An 18094-nucleotide genomic window follows, 5' to 3' on the forward strand; every position below is an offset into this window, starting at 1 on the left:
CCAAGGTCATGCGCATCGGCCTCGCCGAATTCCACGCCATCAAATACGGCGCCAACCTCGGACTGCAATATGTGTGAATCCGATAGGTATAGCGACGGGGAGAAGGGGGCTGCCGCAACACCGGCGCTTGACGGGAAAGAGGCCGGCTATTGTATCGAGGCCGGTGGCGCGAAACAGAGCTTGGCGGTCGGGCACTCGTCGACCTGTTCGTCGATCAGCGGATTGCCCGCCGCGTCGAATTCGATCGCCGCGCCGATCAGTTGCGCGGCCTGCAGGACGAGGTGTTCCACATCCTCGAGGGCGACGTTTTCGGCCAGGTTCCTGACCCTGACGCGTTCGGCGACGGCAGTGATGTTGACGATGCCCGCTGTCTCGAACGCCATCTGCACCGCTGAATAAACGTCACCGCGCAGGCGTACCGAGTATTCATACCGCATCGAAACCTCCCATGGGGATTGGTTTTCGTTCTCGGGCCAGCATGCGCCGACTGATCGGCGTTGGCAAGCGAAATCCTGAAAAAATATTCATGAAATCAACAAGTTAGCATATTCACGCTAATGTGCCAATCACGCGATGGCAGACCTTGACGCGTTACGAGCGCAATACTACCTACAAGACAAATGAGGCAATTACTAACTCAACGTATTTTACTCCTGAATGGAGGTGCAAATGGCGGAGCTGGAACGTCCGGAACGATTGCAGGTCATGCTCACGGCGGAGGAGCTGGGAGCGCTGGAAAACTGGCGCTTCGAGAAGCGCATGCCGAGCCGCTCGGCCGCGGTCAGGGAACTTCTGCGGCGCGGTCTTGCCTCGGATGGGTTCTTGCGCGCGGGGCAAGGCGTAAAGTCGCAGGAGTTCGGGGTACTGGTGCCTGACGGCGGGGACGGGAAGCAAACCGACCGGCCGCCGGAGTGACGCAAGCGTGAGCGCGCCGCGTGTCCCCGCTTGCCGGGAGGCAATTGCCTTAATGCGCCGGCGCGCTACCTGACAAAGATGACGGAAATTCGTGGCGACAATGGCTGACGGCAACAAGGAAACATCAGATGCCGATGCGTGGCTCGCCGCGATCGTGGATTCTTCGTTCGATGCCATCATCGGCAAGAATCTGAACAGCATCATCACGAGCTGGAACCTGGCGGCCGAACGCATGTTCGGCTACAACGCCGAGGAAGTGCTGGGCCAGTCGATCCTGATGCTCATTCCCGATCATCTCAACATTGAGGAAGCCCAGATCATCGGCAGGATCCGCAATGGCGAGCGGGTAGCGAGTTTCGAGACCACCCGAAGGCGAAAGGACGGCGTGCTGATTGCCGTTTCGCTGACGATTTCGCCGATCAAGAGCGGCAATGGCGAGATCATCGGCGCCTCGCAGATCGCCCGCGACATCTCCGCGGCCAAGGAAAGCGAACGCCGGATCAGGCTGCTGATGCGCGAGGTAAACCATCGCGTCAAGAACCAGTTCGCGATCATCTTGTCGATGGTCAGGGAATCCAGCAAGCGCACGAGCGATCCGAGCGAGTTCGAGGAGCTGATCCGCGCCCGCATCATGGCGCTCTCTCGTTCGCACGATCTGCTTGTCACTTCGGAATGGACGGGAGCGAGCCTGTTCGACCTGATCCAGGAGCACCTCAAGCCGTTCGGCCGCGAGGAGCAGATCCTGCTCTCGGGACCAGTCCTGACGCTACAGTCGAACGCGGTGCAGAATCTCGGCATGGCTTTCCACGAGCTCGGCACCAACTCGTCCAAATATGGCGCGCTGGCCAGCGACGCCGGCCGCATCGAGATCACCTGGAAGATCGACGCCGATGCCGCTGGCGAGCGGCAATTCCAGCTGCTCTGGAACGAGACATCCGAGCCGCATCGCGGCAACGGACACGATCAAACCACGCGCATGGGGTTCGGCACCGTCGTCCTGAAGCGGGTGGCGCCGCAGTCGCTGGGCGGCGCCGCGACCCTTGAGCGCTCGCCCGGCCGTCTGAACTGGCGCCTGGACGCGCCGCTGGCATCGATCATCGCGCCGCAGGCCAACACCGAGCCCGTCGACGATGGGCTCGGGCCTCCGAGCGTCGAGCCTGAAGAAACCGGGCGACCGGGCACAGGCGTGCCTCTTTAGATCGGTTCACTCCAGCCCTCTTGTTCGATCCTGCCTATTCGACCAGGACCGCTATTCCACCAGGATATGCGCCTCGCGGGCGGCTTCGACAAAAGCCTGCCTGGCGATATCGGGAGACACGTCGCCGCTCGTCGCCCGGCGGCAGGCGCGCAACGCCGACTGGTGTTTTGGGCTGCCGGCGTCGCGCCAATGCGTCGTGAGCAGTTCGATGGCCTCTTGCGTGTTGGTGAGATAGTGGGTGGATCCGGTAACGCCGACCGAAACCATCACCGGTTTGGAGAACCATGCGGTTTGCATTGGAACCTCGACAGCAGCATTGCCGTCGCTAAACGCCTGTGGCGGCGAGAGGTTTCATCACTATGGCGTGAGGCCGCCGATATCCGTTGGCGGGCAAACCGGCGCCAGCTCAGTGCGGCATCGATCCGTTCCCGCGCAACACCTCAGAGAATGTTGGTCGTCACCTCGACGACGATCGCGGCACCTTCCAGCGCTCCGTTGGGGACATGCACGACACGCGACACCCGCAGGTCCTGCGCACTTCCGTCGACCGAAAGCGAAATGCTTTCACCGATCCGCGGCACCGCCTGGAAAACGGCCTCCGTGGTGTCCGGCCGGTTGTCGATGGATACGCGGCAGTAGACGGTCATGGAATGTCTCCTGTGTCTGACGTTCGTCAACGCAAGGTCCATGAAATGGTTTCAGCGAGGCCGGTGCAAAACGGGGGCTGCCCGTCGAAGTTCTGGTTCCCGCTCATGGGCTCGAACCACGATTCACGCCTTCAAAGGGCGCTGTCCTACCATTAGACGAAGCGGGAGAAGCGGGAACGGTTATGGCGCGGGAGCGGCCGGCCGTCAATTCGGGAAGTTGTTGACCGGCTCCTCGCAGCGATGGACCGGGCATTGTCCGTCGCCGGCCGGGATGTAAGCCGACATCGGTACTTCCGGCCAGTCGCATTCATTGCCGAACTGCCTGACATAGCGGTCATAGGTGTTCGGGCCGGTGGTCAGCACCACCGCGCGGTGCCCCTGGATCATCGCCCTAATCTGGGCGCAGCTCATGCCGCGGCTGTCGGGCCGTGCATCGGCGAGGCCGGTCGCGGCAAGCATGGCGCCCACGGTCAGCAACAGGACGCGAATACGAATGGACATGAGGTTGCTCTTCATCATGACGCAATCCCGGGCGGAAAGGCGCGTCGCACTTTTCCTGGATTGCTGTTTGTCTTGTAGCAATTCCGGGCGAAAAACTGTTTCACACTTTTCCTGGAATTGCTTCGGTAACATTGTCTCACAAAATCCAGATCCTGTCCGCTGGTTCGGCGACAGGCCGCGTGGTTTTGCCTGGTCAGGCATGGCGGGCGCCCGCGCGCAACCAAATCGCGCGTCGAGCATTGCTGGGCATGGTCGGCAGGAAGCCATACGAAATGCCGCAATGGCGGCCTGGAAACGAGGAACGCGAAGCCATGTGCTGTTCGTTCTGCGGCGGCCGCGACCACCGCTACGAGGATTGCCCGCAAAGGGATGTTTGGACCGATCCGCCCGATGTCCCGTCCAACGAGACCGGGATCGGGCTCGACCATCCTTAGGGGCGCTGGAAAGCTGGGGCTTTCGCTCTGCCGGTGCCGATCGCTAAGGCTGGTCTTCTTCGCCGAAGAAGCCGGCCAACGCCTCAGCCGTTTGCGCCGGGGCTTCCTCGGGAAAGAAGTGGCCGCCGGGCATCGCCTGGCCGCGCACGTCGCCGGCCCAGTCTCGCCAGAGCGCCAGTGGGCCGCCATCGTCCGCGTACCACTCGGCAAGCGCGCCTTGCCCGCTCCACAGCGCCAGCACCGGGCAGCGGATGGTTCTGCCGGCGGCCTTGTCCGCATGGTCGTGCTCGCAGTCGAGCGTGGCCGCCGCCCGGTACTCCTCGCAGATCGCATGAACATGGGCCGGGTCGCGCAACGCATCGATATAGGCCTGGCGCACCTCGGCCGGAAACACCGAGGGCGACGAACCCCAGCCGCCAAGGGCATTGTCGACGATCGCCTCGGCGGCGCCCGCCAGGATCGTTTCCGGCAACGGCTCGGGCTGCGCCAGCAACGACCACGGCCAATAGCCGAGCGCCAGCCTGGCGTCGGCCCGGTCCCAGGCGTCGGCCGTGGGGACGATGTCGAGCACGGCAAGCTTTTCGACGCTGCCGGGATGGTCGAGCGCCATGCGGTAGGCGACACGCCCGCCGCGATCATGGCCGGCGACCATGAAGCTGCCGAAACCGAGTTCCGCCATGGCCGCCACCAAGTCGCGGGCCATGGCGCGCTTGGCATGGGTCGCGTGATCCCGGCTCGATGCCGGGCAGGAACTGGCGCCATAGCCGGGCAGATCGGCGCACACCACGCTGAACCGGTCCGCCAGCCCCGGCGCCACGTCGCGCCACATCAGATGGGTTTGCGGAAAGCCGTGCAGCATGAGCAGCGCCGGCCCGTTGCCGGCGCGGCGGATAAATATGCTGGCATCGCCGATGTGGACACGGGCGGCCTGGAAACCATCGAACATGATCGCGCCTCCGCTGCCGCAACGGCCGGAGACAGGATTGGTTGCGGGCGCGGAAGCCGCCAACCTTTTCGACCGCCGGACGTTGTCCCCGTGAAGGGAAGGCCGCCACGGGCGGCCATGTCGGAAGGAAGCAGGCCGCCTACGGGGCGGCCTGAGAAAGAGGAGGCCGAGATGAGAAAACTCGCCACCCTGCCATTTGGTCTCATGCTGGCCCTTGCCGTGCCGGCCGTGGCTCAGACCGAGAACAACGCCGCGCCGCCGACCGACAAGTGCCGGGCCCAGCCAGACGCAAAACAGCAGCCCCAAAACGGCAATCTGGCGGACAATCTGACGGAGACGCTCGACGAATGCGGCGGCGTGCTGAAGCCGCCGCCGACCGGCGACCAAGGCATGGCCGCACCGGCGCCCGACGTGGGCAAGACGCCGGTGATCAAGCCAGGTGAAGTGCCGCCGCAGCCGCCGAAGCAGTAGCGGTGAATGCCGGCGGCCTCTTACGAATGAAAATCAGTCGCGCGCGGCGGCTCCCGACAGCGCTCTCGGCCGGGCGACGCCGTGCGCCTGCGGCTCCGGCCGGTCGTGTTCGAACTGCACGGCGCCCGACAGAGCGGACAGCCAGTTCTCGCGCCGGCCGATCCACAATTCGTATTCCGGCACAAGTTCGGTCGGCACGATGTCCAGGCTGCCGATCATCACCTCGGCCTCGTCGTCGCGAAGCGAGACGACGCGGCCGCCGCAGGTCGGACAGAAGCTGCGCCCGCCATAAGTGCTGACGATGCCGGTCATCCCAAAAGCTTCGCGCGGCCAGATGGCGAAGGCGGAAAAGGCCGAGCCGCTCGTCTTGCGGCAGTCCTTGCAATGGCAAATTCCCGTCCGCAGCGGCGGGCCGGTAAGAGTGAACTGCACGCCGCCGCACAGGCAACTGCCGGTTCTGCGTATGGTGTCGGACATGGCCGTGACCTCCAACCGCTGTCAACGCCGGGGTCGGCGCAATGGTTTCAAGCCCGAACCGGACGCTCGCGGGGTCATCCGCGCGCGGCCATGTAATTATCAAGTTTCTTCCGCGATGGCCCATAGCGCTTGATGATGGTCTGGGCTTCGCTCTGCGGAATGCCGTATTTGCGGGCGAACGCGGCGACCTCATAGGTGTCCTCGCTCGAAACCAGCTTGCGGTCCTGTTTGATCTTCGATTTGTCGTCGGCCATGCGGCCCTCGCTTTCTGTCATCCGCGGGTTTTGCCGGGACGCCGGAGCGGGTTCGACATCCAAGCCCGCGGTCAGACATAACAGCTGTCGGCGTCGCTGGTTCCAAAGGCGCGGCGGGGCGAAGCCGGCTGATTTAGGCCGATGCCTCGGCCGGATCGGCGGCGTGCCCGCCGGAGCCCCCACATTCGGCGCAGAGCGTGCTGGCGCCGGGGCAGCCGCGTCGGTGCGTACCTGCGGGGCAGCAAAGGCCGCTGGAGCTTGTCCAGCGCGGGCATTGAAAAACCTGTCCGGTGCCGCCGCAGCCAATGCACTCCAGAACCGGCGACAGGACCCGATAGGACCTGGTCCCCAACCCGACGCTCGCGCCCAATTTCCAGCCCGCCCCAAAATACCGCACCCGACATCAGTGCATTAGCCCAGGCTCAACAATAGCACGTTGGTGGTTACGGACAAGTTTCAGGATGATTAATTGTTGGTGAAGGCCGGCCAGGCGCCCCCAGGCACTCCTGCCTCGCCTCAAACAGGCTTCAGCCGCTTGGCGGCGAGATACATCAGGGCCGAGGCGGCCTGCCCACGGTCCCAGCCGGCGGCCTCGACCTTGTCGAGCAGGGCGTCGAGATGGTGGGCGAGCATCTCCTTGCAATCCTGTTCATAGGCGGCGCTCGTTGGCGCATGCCGCGGCGCGCCGGTGGTCAGGGCCTTCGCCAGGTTCTCCTCCCCTTGAGCGCCGCGGTATTCTACAACATCAGCCGGCGGATCGAAATCGGTTTGCGCGGGATGGAACGGACGCCCCGGCCTGGTCGCGGCGCTTCGAAAAAAATTCCGCCGGCGTGTCGGACCCGCCGCCGCCCGGACGTCCTTGGAAGCGACACCTCGCTCAACCCCTGGAGAGACACCATGCCGTCGCAAATCGCTCAATCGCCGTGGCAGACCGCGGCCGTACTCGTCGCCCGCCTGATTTTCGCCGCTCTCTTCCTGATGGCGGTGACCTTCAAATTCATGGGCATGGAGGCCACCGCCGGCTACATCGCCGCCGCCGGCTTTCCGTTCCCGCTCTTCCTGGCGTGGTGCGCGGCGATCCTGGAAGTCGCCCTCGTGCTGTGCTTCCTGAGCGGTGCCTTCTTCTCGCAGGCCGCTTTGGTCGCCGCCGCCTACGTGCTGTTCCTGGCCTTTGCCTTCCACGGACCGAGCCACTGGACCGGCAACCAGGCCGAGTTCGGCTTCTTCGTCGACCATTTTTCGTTCATCGCCGGGTTGCTGTTCGCGGCGGCGCACGGGCCGGGAAGGATGCTGGCGGTCAACCTGGGATGACCGGGCAGGGCGTGAGGCCATCGAGTGCCCCTGGCTCCTCACATCTGGTCGTTGTAGGGCTCCTTCATCTGGCCGACCATGCGTGCAAGCTTCGAAAAGGAGGGCATGTCCGCCTCCGGCTGGCACTGGTTGGCAAGCTCCAGCAGCCGTATCGGAAAGTTGACCGCGTCACGGCTCGACGCCGACATGCCCTCGGACCGTTCCTCGCTGGTTTCCCCGGCCTCGGCCTTGCGCAAGGCGACGTCTATCTCCTCGGCGGTCAGCACGCCTTTTCGAACCAGGACATGGTTGATCGATGCGACGGCCATCAGCAGGCCTTCGAGTTGCAGGTTGGCGACGTTCATGGCGACTTGCTCCCGTGGATGGAGCGGTTCATCGTTCCGCGAAGCCGAACCGCTGCCCTGGACTTGCTCCAAGCCCGAAACGCGCGAGCCGCGTTTCCGATCCGAAAGGCCGCACGGGCCGGGTTCGGGAGTAGGAGCTTAGATGCGTATAGGTATTTTTTCTCGAAAAGTCATTGACAGGGTGAGTGCAGCTATGCTATACATTTGCCTATGGTGCTGAGTTGCGCCACCGACCCGCCGCCGAGGCGGGTTTTTTGTTTCTGGCGAAACCATCAAGCAAAGTTGGCGGGTCAGCGCCCCCCCTCTAACAAGGGGGAGATCGGATGTCGCGTCGGTCTTCGCCAATTTTGACCGTTGAGAGGCGAGCGGGGCGCTGAAGTTGCCAATCTCCCTCCTTGTGGGGGAGATGCCCGGCAGGGCAGAGGGGGGCGCTGTCCCGCTGGCTTTCGCCGCAACGACCCATCATCGATGAAACCGCCTCGTCCGTTTACCAAGGTGCGCAATAACCAGCCCAAGTCGCAAGGTCGGCTGACTTTCCTAGGAGTTTTTTCCTGAAAAGGATTGACAGGGTGAGTGCAGCTATGCTACATATTTGCCCATGGTGCAGATTTGCGCCACCGACCCGCCGCCGTGGCGGGTTTTTTGTTTCTGGCGAAACGATCAAGCAAAGTTGGCGGGTCAGCGCCCCCCTCTGTCCTGCCCGTCCTCCGCAGCAGCTGCGCTGCAGCTGCGGAGGGTGGACCGGACATCTCCCCCACGAGGAGGGAGATTGGCAGCTTCAGCGCCCCGCTCGTCTCTTGACGGTCAAAATTGGCGAAGACCGACGCTATCCGATCTCCCCTCTTGTGGGAGACATGCCCGGCAGGGGCGCTGTCCCGCTGGCTTTCGCCGCAACGACCCCATCATCGATGGAACCGCCTCGTCCGTTTACCAAGGTGCGCAATAACCAGCCCAAGTCGCAAGGTCGGCTAATTTTCCTAGGAATTTTGTCCTGACAAGGATTGACAGGGTGAGTGCAGCTATGCTACATATTTGCCTATGGTGCTGAGTTGCGCCACCGACCCGCCGCCGAGGCGGGTTTTTTGTTTCTGGCTGTTGCCATCAACGTCGGCGGGACAGCGCCCAGGGCGCTGTCTCGCCTTCTTCACCTGAACGCCCACTCCCAATCCGCGGGAAATCCCATGACCCAACGCTATGCCACCATCATCACCGGCGATGACGGCCAGGAAATCGTCAGCGCCATCGGCGAATTCGAGGGGGCGGCGCCGCGGCCACGGCTGGGCCGGGTCGAGCTGGTCGCGCCCGGCGTGCTGATCGGCATGGTGCGGGACGCCGCGGGTGGCTTCTGTTTCCCGCAGACCGGCCTCGCCGGGCATTCTGTCGGCCTCGCCATGGCGAGCCTCAAGGCGCGGGTCGCGAAGTCTGCCGTTGCAACAACGCCGAAGGGCGCCGGGAAGACCAGCAAGGCCAGGAAGAAACCCGCCCGTTCGAAGAAGCGGACCAGGCAAGCCAGACCGGCCGCGAAGGCCGGCATGGCGGTTGCCTGCGCCAACGCCATGGGCCAGGACCATGGCTGAGCGACCCGCCGCCGGGCCGAAGCGCGGCAAGGCGAAACCGGCCAGGCGCAAGCCCGCCGCGGCGGTTGCGCGCAAGCCTCGCCCGAAACGGACGAAAAAGACGCTGGGCGACGATTTCTTGGCCGCCCTGCGTACCGATTTCCGTAGCCATGGCGCCGGCGTCATCGCCGAGGTGCGGGCCGGCAAGCCGGACCAATATCTGAAGGTCGTGCTTTCGGTGCTGCCCAAGGATTTGCATGTTTCCATCAACCAACTGGACGGACTGAGCGATGAGGAGATCCGCCACCGCATCCGCGGCCTCGAAGCCGTGCTCAAGCCGTTCCTCGAAGAGGTCTCTGATCCCGGCGAGGACGGAATATCTGGCGCTGCTGGCTGAGCTTGACCGCCGCCGCCGTGCCAACCAGCTTGCCGCCTACCGGCCCTACGTCAGGCAGGCGGAGTTTCATGCGGCGGGAGCTGCAAATCGCGAACGCCTGTTCATGGCCGGAAACCAGCTCGGCAAGACCAGGGCAGGCGGCGCCGAATGGGCCATGCACCTGACCGGCCGCTATCCCCGGTGGTGGCAAGGCAAGGTTTTCGACAGCGCGGTCCGGCTGTGGGCCGCCGGCGTGACCGGCGAGAGCACCCGCGACAACCCGCAGCGCGTACTGGTCGGCCCGCCGCAGCAGCAGGCGCAATGGGGCACCGGCATGATCCCCGCCGATGCCATTCGGCAGACCACGATGGGGCGCGGCGCGCCGGGCGCGCTCGACAGCGTCGTGGTGCGCTGGGGCGGCGGCGGCGATGTCCAGGCCGATGAATCGGTGCTGTCGTTCAAGAGTTTCGAGAAGGGCCGCGAGAAATGGCAGGGCGAGACGCTGCACGGCGTCTGGTTCGACGAGGAACCGCCGCTCGACATCTATTCCGAGGGCCTGACCCGCACCAATGCGACGGGCGGCATTACGATCGTCACGTTCACGCCGCTGCTTGGGATGAGCGACGTGGTGTTGCTGTTTCTGTCGGCGGGGGAGGTGGAGGGGGCGAGAGGCGGTCCGCTTTAGCGGAGGGCGAAATCCCCAACAACAGCCCCTTTCTCCCCGTCACTATTCGGGGAGAAATGCCCGGCAGGGCAATGAGGGGCAGCGCGACGGAAGCCGGAAAAGCCACGCTTTAACAATATGATACGTCAGACACCTTCCAAAACAATTCAGGCCTGCCATGACCCGTCACGTCACCTTCATGACCATCGACGATGCCGCGCATTACTCGCCCGAGGAGCGCGCGGCGATCGTCGCCGCCTATCCGGCACATGAGCGCGAGGCCCGCGCCCGGGGCATTCCGGTGCTGGGCTCGGGCCGCATCTTTCCGGTGGCCGAGGAACTGATCGCCTGCGAGCCGTTCCGGCTGCCGCGCTATTGGCCGCGCATCGGCGCGCTTGATTTCGGCTGGGATCATCCCTCGGCCGCGGTCGAGCTCGCCTGGGATACGGAGGCCGACATCGTCTATGTCACCAAGGCTGCCCGCGCCTCGCAGCAGACGCCCGCCATGCAGACATTGACGCTGAAACCCTGGGGCGAATGGCTGCCATGGGCGTGGCCGCGCGACGGCCGCCGCGAAACGCTGGAGGGGGCGGGCGTGGCGCTCGCCCGGCAATATGCCGCGCACGGGCTGAACATGCTGTCGCGCCACGCGCAATTCCCGGATGGCTCGGTCTCGGTCGAGGCCGGGCTGATGGAGATGCTCGACCGCATGCAATCCAGCCGCTTCAAGGTGTTCTCGACGCTGTTGCCCTGGTTCGAGGAGTTCCGGCTCTACCACCGCCGCGATGGCCAGGTGGTGAAACTGCGCGACGACCTGATGGCGGCGACCCGCTACGGCGTGATGATGCTGCGGGAAGCCGTGGTGGATCCGGCGGAGTTCAAGAGCGCGAGGCGGGCGGTGGCGCAGAGCGATCCGCTGGGGGCGTTTCGGTGAAGGAATGTTTGCGATCCGGTCTTCGCCCCAAAATAGTGCACTGTCACCGTAATTCGTGTCACCGTAATTCGAAACGCTGGAGAAGAGATGCACTCCCTTTCAAAATCTTCACGGCATACCAAAAGGATTAGATAACCTTTTGCACAAGATCGTTTTTCGATTCGAGTGGGATAAATTTTTCGATTCTCACCCCTAGCCAACCCGACAACAGGTGCTGGACTACGTGATTTATATCGACAAGAAACATGGGCATCTGTTCAATCCCCCGATAGGTGAGTGATGCAATATTTTAAAATATGGCCGAACGTTGCTGGCGGGCTTGGCAATCACACCGTTCTTGACTCGAGCGTCCATCTGCCGATCGTTACCAAGCTTCACTACGAAGTAGAGGGCTGGTTCGGTGATGTGATCGTTACGACATTCCCGTGTTTCCTCGTCACTGAAGAAGTCCAGCGCGCGCTGCGGAAAATGGACTTTTCAGGCGCGACGTTCGCCGAGGCCGAGGTGACTATCTCGGAAGAGTGTCAAGAGGATCAACCCGGGCTGAAGCTACCACCTTTCGTCTGGCTGAAAGTAAATGGGAAGGCTGGTCGGGACGATTTCGGGATCGCAATACCTTTCCGTCTCGTCATCTCGAAACGCATTCTCGATTTGCTGGAAACATTGGGGATACCGTTTGCCGTGGTCGAGCCCTACGAACAGTAACGGGATCGCGCCTTGTTGCGGCAGCAATCAACAGAAGGTGAAGCACTGGGCCGGCACCGCTGGCAAAGGGCGGGGTCCAAGCGCTAATTGCGAAGGATCCGAAACGCATCGAAGATGTTTTGGTGTCGGGACGCTAGCAACGCGTCCCCGGCAGCGATGCATCCGGGGGATACCATCCAAGCGGCAGGTAACTTTGGGAAGGCGACCGCGTTGGAAAGCGGACGCCTGGATCTTGCGGTTCTCTCGAAAATGAAAAACTCCCTCCGCATCATTCCCGCCACGTTGCGCGATCTCTCCTACATCGCCGCCAACCTGCGGCCCGAGGACCGGGCCGAGATCGATTGCCAGCTCGACCACTGGTCGCCCGCGCTGCTGGCGCTCACCGCGTTGCAGGGGTTTGCCTATGTGGCCGAACTCGACGGCAATCCGGAAGCCGGCTTTGGCGCCGCCGAACAGCGCGAGGGATTGTGGATCGCCTGGAGCTGGGGCACGCGCCGCATGCGGCGCTGCGTGCCTGGGATTACGGAGTTCTTTCACGCGGTGCTTGGACCGCAGGTTTCCGCACGCGGCGCCTGGCGGGTCGAGGCGCGGGCGCTGGCCGCCAATGAACTGGCGCTGCGCTGGCTCGGCCGGCTGGGCGCCACGCAACGTTGCCTGCTGCCGGGTTATGGCCGCAATGGAGAAGACTTTTTCCTCTACGACTGGACAAGAGAAGGCTGGAACCATGTGTCTTTTTCAGAAACCGCCGGAACTGAAGCCGCTGCCGGCGGCGCCGACCATCGCCGACAAGGACGTGCAGGCGCGCGAGGCAGCGCTTCGGGCTGAGCTCGAACAGCGCCAGGGCACCGCCGCTACGATCAAGACCGACCTCGCGCCCGGTGATCTCACCGGCAAGCGCCGCGTGCTCCTGGGGATGTGACCATGACGGCGATGAAGCGCAGTTTCAGGAAGCGCGTGTGGGACTGGTGGGTGTGGCGAAGGCATGCGAGGGCGGTGAGGAGGCGAGGGTAATCTCCCCCCTCGAGGGGGAGATGGCCGCGAAGCGGCCAGAGGGGGTCGCTGCGCGTAGAGCGCCGGCCTCCTCTTTCAAGGTAGAAGGTCGAGTCCGGTCGAACCGACCCCCTCTGTCGCCTTTGGCGACATCTCCCCCTCGAGGGGGGAGATCAGCTCTCCTTCTTGGCGAACGCCCAGACCATCAGCGGGTATTCCTCGTCGTTGCTCAAGTCGCGCCACAGGCCGTAGGCGCGGACCGGGCCGCCGATATGAGCCCTGGCGCAGGCCTTGTTGCCCCAGCCATGGACCTTGACGTTGGCTTCGCGGAAGCCGCCCTCGACCATCAGCTGCTTCAGGCCGGCCGGCGTCCACCTATTGTAGTCGTGCGGCCTGGCGTGCACGCGAAACAGGAAGGGCGTCGCCACCATCGCCCAGCCGCCGGGCCTGGTCATGGCGTGGATGTTTTGCACCGCCGCATGTGGCCGCTGGACATGTTCCAGCACCTGGTCGGCGATGACGATGGAATATTGCTCGTCGGTGCGATCCCTGCAGATGTCGAAGTCGGGGAAATCGACCGACCGGTAGTTGGGGCACATCGCCCGCCAGTAGCGGTTCCAGCCGGGCGAGATCTCGATCACGTCCGAGGCTTTGCGGTTTCCCGCTTCGAGAAAAAGGCTGAACGCCTCGATCTGGCGTATGCGCAGCCAGTTGCGGGAATCGTAGCCAAGCAGGCGTTTGGCCACCTGTTTGCCGCGGTTTTTCAGGGTGCCGGCAAGGCTTGTCGTCGTCACATCGACCTCCTCGAACGCCCGCCGCGGGACATTCCTAGACCGAGAACCGTGCAAAAGAATGACAGAAACAGCCAATCTCCCCCCTCGTGGGGGAGATGCCCGGCAGGGCAGAGGGGGGCGCTGTCCCGCCGACATATCAACAATAGCAACTGAACTCTCGATAGATTTGCCTGCTTTGAAATGGTGCCGCTCTACGGCGCCCCCTCTGGCCTGCCGGCCATCTCCCCCACGAGGGGGGAGATTGGCAGCTTCGGCAGCCGCGCCAAACGAGCGAGATTGAAAATGACCGATTCCCGTGCCCGCGATATTCTTTCCCGCCAGTCCGAGCTCGAGAGCGAGCGTGGGCAGTATGAGGCCGTGTGGGAGCAGGTGGCGGAGTTCTGCGATCCCGACGCGCCCGATATAGGGAGCAGGCGGGGCGGCGTTGGCCAGGGCTCCCAGGCCGAGCGGCAGGAGCGGCGCGGCGCGCGCGTCTACGCCAACACCATCAACTCGGCGGCCAACCGGCTGGCCGCGGGGTTGGAAAGCCTGATCATCCCGCAGTCGGAAAAATGGCATGGCCTGTCGACCGCGCAGATCAACGACGAGGAGACCGACGAGGAGAAGGAATGGGCGGAAGCCTTGCGCGATTTCCTGTTCTCGCTGCGCTATTCGGCGAACTCGAATTTCGTGCCGGCGACGCAAGCCTGCCTGCGCAATGTCGTGCGCTACGGGCCGGCCTATCTCTATGCCGAGGAAGGGTTCGGCTCGACGCTGATCCGCTACGCCTCCATCCCCGTGGTCGAGGGGTATCTCAGCCGCAACCGCTGGGGCCAGGTCGACATTTTCCACCGCCGCTATGAGCGCACGGCGCGGCAGGCGGCGCAGCTGCTCGGCTATGAAAGACTGCCGGCGCGCATCAAGATGCTGGTCGACGACCCGGCCAAATGCGAGACCAAGATCTCGCTGATCCAATGCATCCAGCCGCGCGACGAGCGCAAGATGTATAGGCTCGGCGGCCGCACCCAGTATCTCGACGCGGCTTTCGCCTCCTATCATGTCATCGAGGACGAGGAGGAAATCGTGCGGGAAAGCGGCTTCCGCACCTTCCCGGTGTCGACCTTCAACTGGCGCCGCTACGAGGGCGACCCCTACGGCATTTCGCCGACCATCGAGGCGCTGACCACGGTGCGCGAGGAGAACGCCGTGCGCCGTTCGGGCCTGCGCGCCCTGCAGCAGATCACCGATCCGGCCACCGCCTCGAAGGCGCGGCTCGACTATGTGCCGGTGCTCAACCCCGGCGAGAATTATCCCGGCCTGATCGATGACAATGGCCGGCCCCTGATCGCGCCGATCTCGACCGGGCAGAACCCGACCTATGCCTTCAACTACGCGCAGAGCCGCGCCGACGAGATCCGCGACATGATGTTCGTCAACCTGTTCCAGACGCTGGTCCAGAACCCGCAGATGACGGCGACCGAAGCGCTGATCAGGCAGGAAGAAAAGGGCGCGCTGCTCGGACCCTCCGGCTCGATCATCCAGGCGGGGTTTGCCACCAATCTCGACCGCGAGCTCGGCATTCTGGAAGACAAGGGATTGTACGACGAGGACAGCCGGTTCCTGCCGCCGGCGAGCCTTGCCGGCAAGGCGGTGCGGCCGACCTTCACCGGCCCGCTCGACGTGCTGCGCCGCTCGGCCGAAGCCCGCGACACCATCCAGGTGGTGACGACGGCCATGCAGATGGCGCAGTTCGACCCCGGCGTGATGGACAATATCGACAGCGACGAGGCGATCAAGATCGTGCAGAGCGCCGGCCGCAGCCCGCAGCGTATTTTTCGCCGCAAGGAGGAAGTCGACGGCCTGCGCGGCGAGAGAGCCAAGGCGCAACAGGCGCAGGCCGGCATGGCGGCGATCGCCACCGCCGGCAAGGCCGCCAGGGATGCGGTGCCGGCGGCCGTGCAGGCGCGCGACAGCGGCCTGCTCGACGGGCTGCAAGGCATGCTGCAGGGCGGGACACCAGATGCTGCAGGTGAGGGCGCATGAGCGGCAAACGCTTCTCCCGTTCCGGCCATGCCGGCGGTCCCGCCAAGGCGCGGCAAGCGCTGACCAAGGCCTATCTCAGGGTGTTTTCCGGCGAGGACGGCGAGATGGTGCTGGCCGATCTCGCGGCGACGACAGGCTACTACAGGCGCCCGTCCTATGGCGAGTGGATGGCGCGGACCAGGACGCCCGCCGGCTTCGAGCTGCACAGCGCGCTCAGCAACGCGCGCGCCGAAGTGGTGCAGCACATCATGGGGTTCCTGACGCTGGACGAGGAGCGATTGGTGGCGCTGGAGAAGGCGGCACGGGCGGAGGAGTAGGGGGCTTTTGGAGCGCGGGCCTTGCCGTGATCACGTCCCGCGGCCGACCATTCATGCGAGTCACCATAGGCCTACAACAGATCGCTGAAGGCCAGCGAATTTAGTCAACGGCGCACTGCCGGCATCTTCAATGCCGGCTAAGCCATCATCGGCGACCTATCCAACATTCATGAACCGACGAAGGCAGCAGCGGGCCGCATCGCCGGCGCGGGCAGATCTGCGCTGCGATTCCGGCGTCGCGCGCCCATGGCAGGAACCAAATAAATGGCGATCATTCCTCTCCAACTGGCCCAGCGCCGGATCGATACCGGCGACGTTGTCTCCTATCCCGAGGGATCTCCCGTGGGCAGGGCGATGCAAGGTTTTGGCGATCAGCTTTCCGCTGTCGCCGAGCGCTACCAGCAGATGAAGGCACAGCAGGAAGCGTTCGACGCCGAGCTGGCGCGCCGCCGGTTCAACGGCCAGATCGCGCAGGCGGAAGACGAGGTCGTGGCAAATGGGCCGGCCGATGGTGCCGGCCTGTATGAGGCCATGTACGGCCAGGTCGATCCGCACACCGATAGGGTGGTCAAATCAGGCCTGTTCGACACGCTGTTCGACAAGGCCTTGCCGAACATGCCCGAGAGCCAGCGCGTCAATTTCGCCAGGCAGAAGGAGCCGATGCGCGCGATTGGCGGGCGGCGCATGGCGCAGCGGCAGCTTCAGCGACGTCAGGACTACGAACAGGCTCAGGTCGACGCCGCGCTGAAGACCAGCGCCATCGCGATCGGCAACGCCAATCTCGACGACACCACCGCCTTCGAGGCGGCCCGCCAGGAAGGGCTCGATCTGATCGACAAGATGGGGCTCGACCAGGGGATCCGGCAGCAGATGGTGATGGACTGGTTCAGCACGGCGGCCAGGACGCGGTTCGAGACGCTGATCGCCAAGGATCCGAAGCGCGCGCTTGTGATGTTTGGCTTGGAGACGTCGGGGGAGACCTCCGGCAGCGATGCCTCCGGCGATCCTTCGCAAGTCATAGTCAGCTCTGTCTCGGGCAGATCAAAGGTCGCTACGGGGAAAGGTGACCGCGTTGGCAAGCAGACGCCGGATGAAATGCTGGCGCAGGCGTTCAGGGACGACCTTCCGCAACACGAACAGACAGCCCTGACCCGACAGGCGCAAGTGGCTCATGCTGCTCAGCAGGTTGAGCTTCGCACCAACATCGGCCTCGCCGAGCAGAACGCGCCAGACGCTATCGCACGGACTGGCACCTACCCCGGCAAGATGCCTGGCCGGGATGCTTTCAGGATCGCCTATGGGCTCGACGAGGGCGACAGACGCTTCCGGGATTTCGACTGGCGGGCCGATGTCGGCAGGCAGGTTTTCGGCATGCGCACCATGCCGAACCAGGCAATCCATGCCGCCCTTCGCGATGTCGATTCCGGGCCGAACGGTTCGCCGGAAGATCAGGCGCGCCGTGAGGCGGCCGCCGCTGCGGTAGGTGTGGTGATGAATCACAGACGAGCCGATGGCGGGGGCTACGTCAGCGAAGTGTCTTCCATCGTTAACGCGGCTTGGAAAGCCGTGATCGGCGGCGGGCTTGAGGATCCAAACGGTTATGACAAGGACGCCTATGACAAAGCGATAGCCGTGTCTATCGCCGCGCAGGAACAATTGGGGATTGAGAACCTCCAGCCCGTGCCGTTGTTCATTATCCGTGATCTCTCCGATAATTTTGACAGCCCCATTGCGTACCAGCAGGACAAAAATGCCAGGGTAAGCACGCTGCTTGCGGGAACGTCCGGCGCTGTCGCTCGGGCAGCCGTAGCCCGGCAATTGGCCGATGCCGGTCTGGGTCGGATCATTCCGGGTGCGGCTGGCTACAAGGCTCCTTCGACGCTCTCGATGCTGGCATCACAGGGGAAGGCACTTGGCAAGGCGGTTGCCAATGCCGGGATTGGCGCAGCCGAACTCACGGCCAAGGTTGTCACCATGGCTGCCGATGGCAACACCCAGGCAACACTCAGCCTGCCTGATTTCACGGGTGCTTATTACGAGCCGTCGAACCGTGTTGAAAATCTGATGATGCATCAGGGATATGATGCATGGAACTGGCTTGGGTTTGGTCGAGCTGCTGCTGTCCAGAAAGCGATCGCGAGCAATCGAGTCGATCGGCTCCCGGGCAGCGGGGCAAGCAGAACTCCTTCTCGCTAACAAGCGGGCCGGCAAATTAGCTGACAAAGGCGAGGCACTTGT

The 18094-nt window shown here is 63.9% G+C and carries 23 protein-coding genes, 1 tRNA gene and 1 pseudogene; 14 read left to right on the forward strand and 11 right to left on the reverse strand.

The features are described 5' to 3' along the window. Nucleotides 1–146: 146 nt before the first annotated feature. Nucleotides 147–437: a hypothetical protein gene (locus NKI49_RS29145; RefSeq protein ID WP_352600528.1), complete on the reverse strand. Its 291-nt coding sequence runs from the start codon at nucleotides 435–437 to the stop codon at nucleotides 147–149. A gap of 232 nt (nucleotides 438–669) precedes the next feature. Between NKI49_RS29145 and NKI49_RS29150 the strand changes: the two genes are divergently transcribed. Then, on the forward strand, nucleotides 670–915 hold the full coding sequence (locus tag NKI49_RS29150; RefSeq protein ID WP_352600530.1) for a hypothetical protein: 246 nt from the start codon (nucleotides 670–672) through the stop codon (nucleotides 913–915). A gap of 100 nt (nucleotides 916–1015) precedes the next feature. Continuing rightward, the gene (locus NKI49_RS29155; protein ID WP_352600532.1) at nucleotides 1016–2113 is read left to right on the forward strand and encodes a PAS domain S-box protein; all 1098 of its coding nucleotides are present in this window, start codon (nucleotides 1016–1018) and stop codon (nucleotides 2111–2113) included. Between the two features lie 51 nt (nucleotides 2114–2164). Here the strand turns inward: NKI49_RS29155 and NKI49_RS29160 are convergent, their stop codons facing one another. The 4 genes from NKI49_RS29160 to NKI49_RS29175 all read right to left on the reverse strand — a co-directional run bounded on the left by NKI49_RS29160 (nucleotide 2165) and on the right by NKI49_RS29175 (nucleotide 3261). Further along, nucleotides 2165–2410, reverse strand: coding sequence for a DUF982 domain-containing protein (locus NKI49_RS29160; RefSeq protein ID WP_352600534.1), 246 nt, complete (start codon nucleotides 2408–2410; stop codon nucleotides 2165–2167). Between the two features lie 143 nt (nucleotides 2411–2553). Next, entirely contained in the window at nucleotides 2554–2760 is a 207-nt protein-coding gene (locus tag NKI49_RS29165; protein WP_027025288.1) for a hypothetical protein, read from the reverse strand. Nucleotides 2761–2853: 93 nt separating this feature from the next. After that, a tRNA-Gln gene (locus tag NKI49_RS29170) sits at nucleotides 2854–2927 on the reverse strand. 37 nt (nucleotides 2928–2964) lie between these two features. Next, nucleotides 2965–3261: a hypothetical protein gene (locus tag NKI49_RS29175; protein ID WP_352600536.1), complete on the reverse strand. Its 297-nt coding sequence runs from the start codon at nucleotides 3259–3261 to the stop codon at nucleotides 2965–2967. 248 nt (nucleotides 3262–3509) lie between these two features. Between NKI49_RS29175 and NKI49_RS29180 the strand changes: the two genes are divergently transcribed. Next, nucleotides 3510–3695 (forward strand): hypothetical protein, encoded by a 186-nt coding sequence (locus tag NKI49_RS29180; RefSeq protein WP_352600538.1) that lies wholly within the window; start codon nucleotides 3510–3512, stop codon nucleotides 3693–3695. Nucleotides 3696–3738: 43 nt separating this feature from the next. Here the strand turns inward: NKI49_RS29180 and NKI49_RS29185 are convergent, their stop codons facing one another. Further along, a complete protein-coding gene (locus NKI49_RS29185) occupies nucleotides 3739–4641 on the reverse strand; it encodes an alpha/beta fold hydrolase (RefSeq protein WP_352600540.1) in 903 nt (300 codons plus the stop codon). Between the two features lie 171 nt (nucleotides 4642–4812). Between NKI49_RS29185 and NKI49_RS29190 the strand changes: the two genes are divergently transcribed. Beyond that, nucleotides 4813–5112, forward strand: coding sequence for a hypothetical protein (locus NKI49_RS29190; RefSeq protein ID WP_352600542.1), 300 nt, complete (start codon nucleotides 4813–4815; stop codon nucleotides 5110–5112). A gap of 33 nt (nucleotides 5113–5145) precedes the next feature. Here NKI49_RS29190 and NKI49_RS29195 read toward each other — a convergent pair whose 3' ends face one another. Together NKI49_RS29195 and NKI49_RS29200 are read right to left on the reverse strand one after the other, a co-directional pair. Continuing rightward, nucleotides 5146–5589, reverse strand: a complete 444-nt coding sequence (locus tag NKI49_RS29195; protein ID WP_352600544.1) for a GFA family protein — start codon at nucleotides 5587–5589, stop codon at nucleotides 5146–5148. A gap of 74 nt (nucleotides 5590–5663) precedes the next feature. Continuing rightward, nucleotides 5664–5864 (reverse strand): DUF3606 domain-containing protein, encoded by a 201-nt coding sequence (locus NKI49_RS29200; protein WP_502908802.1) that lies wholly within the window; start codon nucleotides 5862–5864, stop codon nucleotides 5664–5666. A gap of 876 nt (nucleotides 5865–6740) precedes the next feature. Between NKI49_RS29200 and NKI49_RS29205 the strand changes: the two genes are divergently transcribed. Further along, complete coding sequence (locus NKI49_RS29205) at nucleotides 6741–7154, forward strand: DoxX family protein (RefSeq protein ID WP_352600855.1); 414 nt, start codon at nucleotides 6741–6743, stop codon at nucleotides 7152–7154. 38 nt (nucleotides 7155–7192) lie between these two features. Here the strand turns inward: NKI49_RS29205 and NKI49_RS29210 are convergent, their stop codons facing one another. Further along, the gene (locus NKI49_RS29210; RefSeq protein ID WP_027025295.1) at nucleotides 7193–7498 is read right to left on the reverse strand and encodes a hypothetical protein; all 306 of its coding nucleotides are present in this window, start codon (nucleotides 7496–7498) and stop codon (nucleotides 7193–7195) included. Between the two features lie 1181 nt (nucleotides 7499–8679). On the opposite strand from NKI49_RS29210, the gene NKI49_RS29215 reads away from it, so the two are divergent. From NKI49_RS29215 to NKI49_RS29240, 6 genes and pseudogenes are all read left to right on the forward strand, one after another. Next, nucleotides 8680–9075: a hypothetical protein gene (locus NKI49_RS29215; RefSeq protein WP_352600546.1), complete on the forward strand. Its 396-nt coding sequence runs from the start codon at nucleotides 8680–8682 to the stop codon at nucleotides 9073–9075. Then, nucleotides 9068–9451, forward strand: coding sequence for a hypothetical protein (locus NKI49_RS29220; RefSeq protein ID WP_352600548.1), 384 nt, complete (start codon nucleotides 9068–9070; stop codon nucleotides 9449–9451). The genes NKI49_RS29215 and NKI49_RS29220 overlap by 8 nt, the downstream gene beginning before the upstream one ends. A 103-nt stretch (nucleotides 9452–9554) precedes the next feature. Continuing rightward, nucleotides 9555–10115, forward strand: a complete 561-nt coding sequence (locus tag NKI49_RS29225; RefSeq protein ID WP_502899498.1) for a terminase large subunit domain-containing protein — start codon at nucleotides 9555–9557, stop codon at nucleotides 10113–10115. Between the two features lie 160 nt (nucleotides 10116–10275). Next, nucleotides 10276–11028 (forward strand): annotated as a pseudogene (locus tag NKI49_RS29230) (phage terminase large subunit family protein); the annotation flags it as partial. 279 nt (nucleotides 11029–11307) lie between these two features. Further along, entirely contained in the window at nucleotides 11308–11733 is a 426-nt protein-coding gene (locus NKI49_RS29235) for a hypothetical protein (protein WP_352600857.1), read from the forward strand. Nucleotides 11734–11982: 249 nt separating this feature from the next. Further along, nucleotides 11983–12558, forward strand: a complete 576-nt coding sequence (locus tag NKI49_RS29240; protein WP_352600552.1) for a hypothetical protein — start codon at nucleotides 11983–11985, stop codon at nucleotides 12556–12558. Nucleotides 12559–12896: 338 nt separating this feature from the next. Here NKI49_RS29240 and NKI49_RS29245 read toward each other — a convergent pair whose 3' ends face one another. Beyond that, on the reverse strand, nucleotides 12897–13517 hold the full coding sequence (locus NKI49_RS29245) for a class I SAM-dependent methyltransferase (RefSeq protein ID WP_352600554.1): 621 nt from the start codon (nucleotides 13515–13517) through the stop codon (nucleotides 12897–12899). Between the two features lie 282 nt (nucleotides 13518–13799). Between NKI49_RS29245 and NKI49_RS29250 the strand changes: the two genes are divergently transcribed. Together NKI49_RS29250 and NKI49_RS29255 are read left to right on the forward strand one after the other, a co-directional pair. Beyond that, on the forward strand, nucleotides 13800–15539 hold the full coding sequence (locus tag NKI49_RS29250; RefSeq protein ID WP_352600556.1) for a portal protein: 1740 nt from the start codon (nucleotides 13800–13802) through the stop codon (nucleotides 15537–15539). Further along, nucleotides 15536–15856, forward strand: a complete 321-nt coding sequence (locus tag NKI49_RS29255) for a Bbp19 family protein (protein ID WP_352600558.1) — start codon at nucleotides 15536–15538, stop codon at nucleotides 15854–15856. Before NKI49_RS29250 ends, NKI49_RS29255 begins: the two co-directional genes overlap by 4 nt. Nucleotides 15857–16012: 156 nt before the next feature. Here NKI49_RS29255 and NKI49_RS29260 read toward each other — a convergent pair whose 3' ends face one another. Then, nucleotides 16013–16411 (reverse strand): hypothetical protein, encoded by a 399-nt coding sequence (locus NKI49_RS29260; protein ID WP_352600560.1) that lies wholly within the window; start codon nucleotides 16409–16411, stop codon nucleotides 16013–16015. A 105-nt stretch (nucleotides 16412–16516) separates the two neighbouring features. Here NKI49_RS29260 and NKI49_RS29265 point away from each other — a divergent pair, with 105 nt between their 5' ends. Beyond that, complete coding sequence (locus tag NKI49_RS29265; RefSeq protein WP_352600562.1) at nucleotides 16517–18052, forward strand: hypothetical protein; 1536 nt, start codon at nucleotides 16517–16519, stop codon at nucleotides 18050–18052. Nucleotides 18053–18094 lie beyond the last annotated feature (42 nt).

Origin of the sequence: Mesorhizobium sp. M0587 (genome assembly GCF_040320945.1) — a bacterium.
Lineage (GTDB): Bacteria > Pseudomonadota > Alphaproteobacteria > Rhizobiales > Rhizobiaceae > Mesorhizobium.

Bases quoted from the DNA above. Each gene is read 5' to 3' on its own strand.
- NKI49_RS29190 (WP_352600542.1), top strand. From the start codon at position 4,813: ATGAGAAAACTCGCCACCCTGCCATTTGGTCTCATGCTGGCCCTTGCC.
- NKI49_RS29145 (WP_352600528.1), bottom strand. From the start codon at position 437: ATGCGGTATGAATACTCGGTACGCCTGCGCGGTGACGTTTATTCAGCG.
- NKI49_RS29195 (WP_352600544.1), bottom strand. From the start codon at position 5,589: ATGTCCGACACCATACGCAGAACCGGCAGTTGCCTGTGCGGCGGCGTG.
- NKI49_RS29240 (WP_352600552.1), top strand. From the start codon at position 11,983: ATGAAAAACTCCCTCCGCATCATTCCCGCCACGTTGCGCGATCTCTCC.
- NKI49_RS29220 (WP_352600548.1), top strand. From the start codon at position 9,068: ATGGCTGAGCGACCCGCCGCCGGGCCGAAGCGCGGCAAGGCGAAACCG.
- NKI49_RS29250 (WP_352600556.1), top strand. From the start codon at position 13,800: ATGACCGATTCCCGTGCCCGCGATATTCTTTCCCGCCAGTCCGAGCTC.
- NKI49_RS29210 (WP_027025295.1), bottom strand. From the start codon at position 7,498: ATGAACGTCGCCAACCTGCAACTCGAAGGCCTGCTGATGGCCGTCGCA.
- NKI49_RS29265 (WP_352600562.1), top strand. From the start codon at position 16,517: ATGCGCGCGATTGGCGGGCGGCGCATGGCGCAGCGGCAGCTTCAGCGA.
- NKI49_RS29215 (WP_352600546.1), top strand. From the start codon at position 8,680: ATGACCCAACGCTATGCCACCATCATCACCGGCGATGACGGCCAGGAA.
- NKI49_RS29255 (WP_352600558.1), top strand. From the start codon at position 15,536: ATGAGCGGCAAACGCTTCTCCCGTTCCGGCCATGCCGGCGGTCCCGCC.
- NKI49_RS29200 (WP_502908802.1), bottom strand. From the start codon at position 5,864: ATGACAGAAAGCGAGGGCCGCATGGCCGACGACAAATCGAAGATCAAA.
- NKI49_RS29225 (WP_502899498.1), top strand. From the start codon at position 9,555: ATGGCCGGAAACCAGCTCGGCAAGACCAGGGCAGGCGGCGCCGAATGG.
- NKI49_RS29185 (WP_352600540.1), bottom strand. From the start codon at position 4,641: ATGTTCGATGGTTTCCAGGCCGCCCGTGTCCACATCGGCGATGCCAGC.
- NKI49_RS29205 (WP_352600855.1), top strand. From the start codon at position 6,741: ATGCCGTCGCAAATCGCTCAATCGCCGTGGCAGACCGCGGCCGTACTC.
- NKI49_RS29175 (WP_352600536.1), bottom strand. From the start codon at position 3,261: ATGTCCATTCGTATTCGCGTCCTGTTGCTGACCGTGGGCGCCATGCTT.
- NKI49_RS29235 (WP_352600857.1), top strand. From the start codon at position 11,308: ATGCAATATTTTAAAATATGGCCGAACGTTGCTGGCGGGCTTGGCAAT.
- NKI49_RS29165 (WP_027025288.1), bottom strand. From the start codon at position 2,760: ATGACCGTCTACTGCCGCGTATCCATCGACAACCGGCCGGACACCACG.
- NKI49_RS29180 (WP_352600538.1), top strand. From the start codon at position 3,510: ATGGTCGGCAGGAAGCCATACGAAATGCCGCAATGGCGGCCTGGAAAC.
- NKI49_RS29155 (WP_352600532.1), top strand. From the start codon at position 1,016: ATGGCTGACGGCAACAAGGAAACATCAGATGCCGATGCGTGGCTCGCC.
- NKI49_RS29160 (WP_352600534.1), bottom strand. From the start codon at position 2,410: ATGCAAACCGCATGGTTCTCCAAACCGGTGATGGTTTCGGTCGGCGTT.
- NKI49_RS29150 (WP_352600530.1), top strand. From the start codon at position 670: ATGGCGGAGCTGGAACGTCCGGAACGATTGCAGGTCATGCTCACGGCG.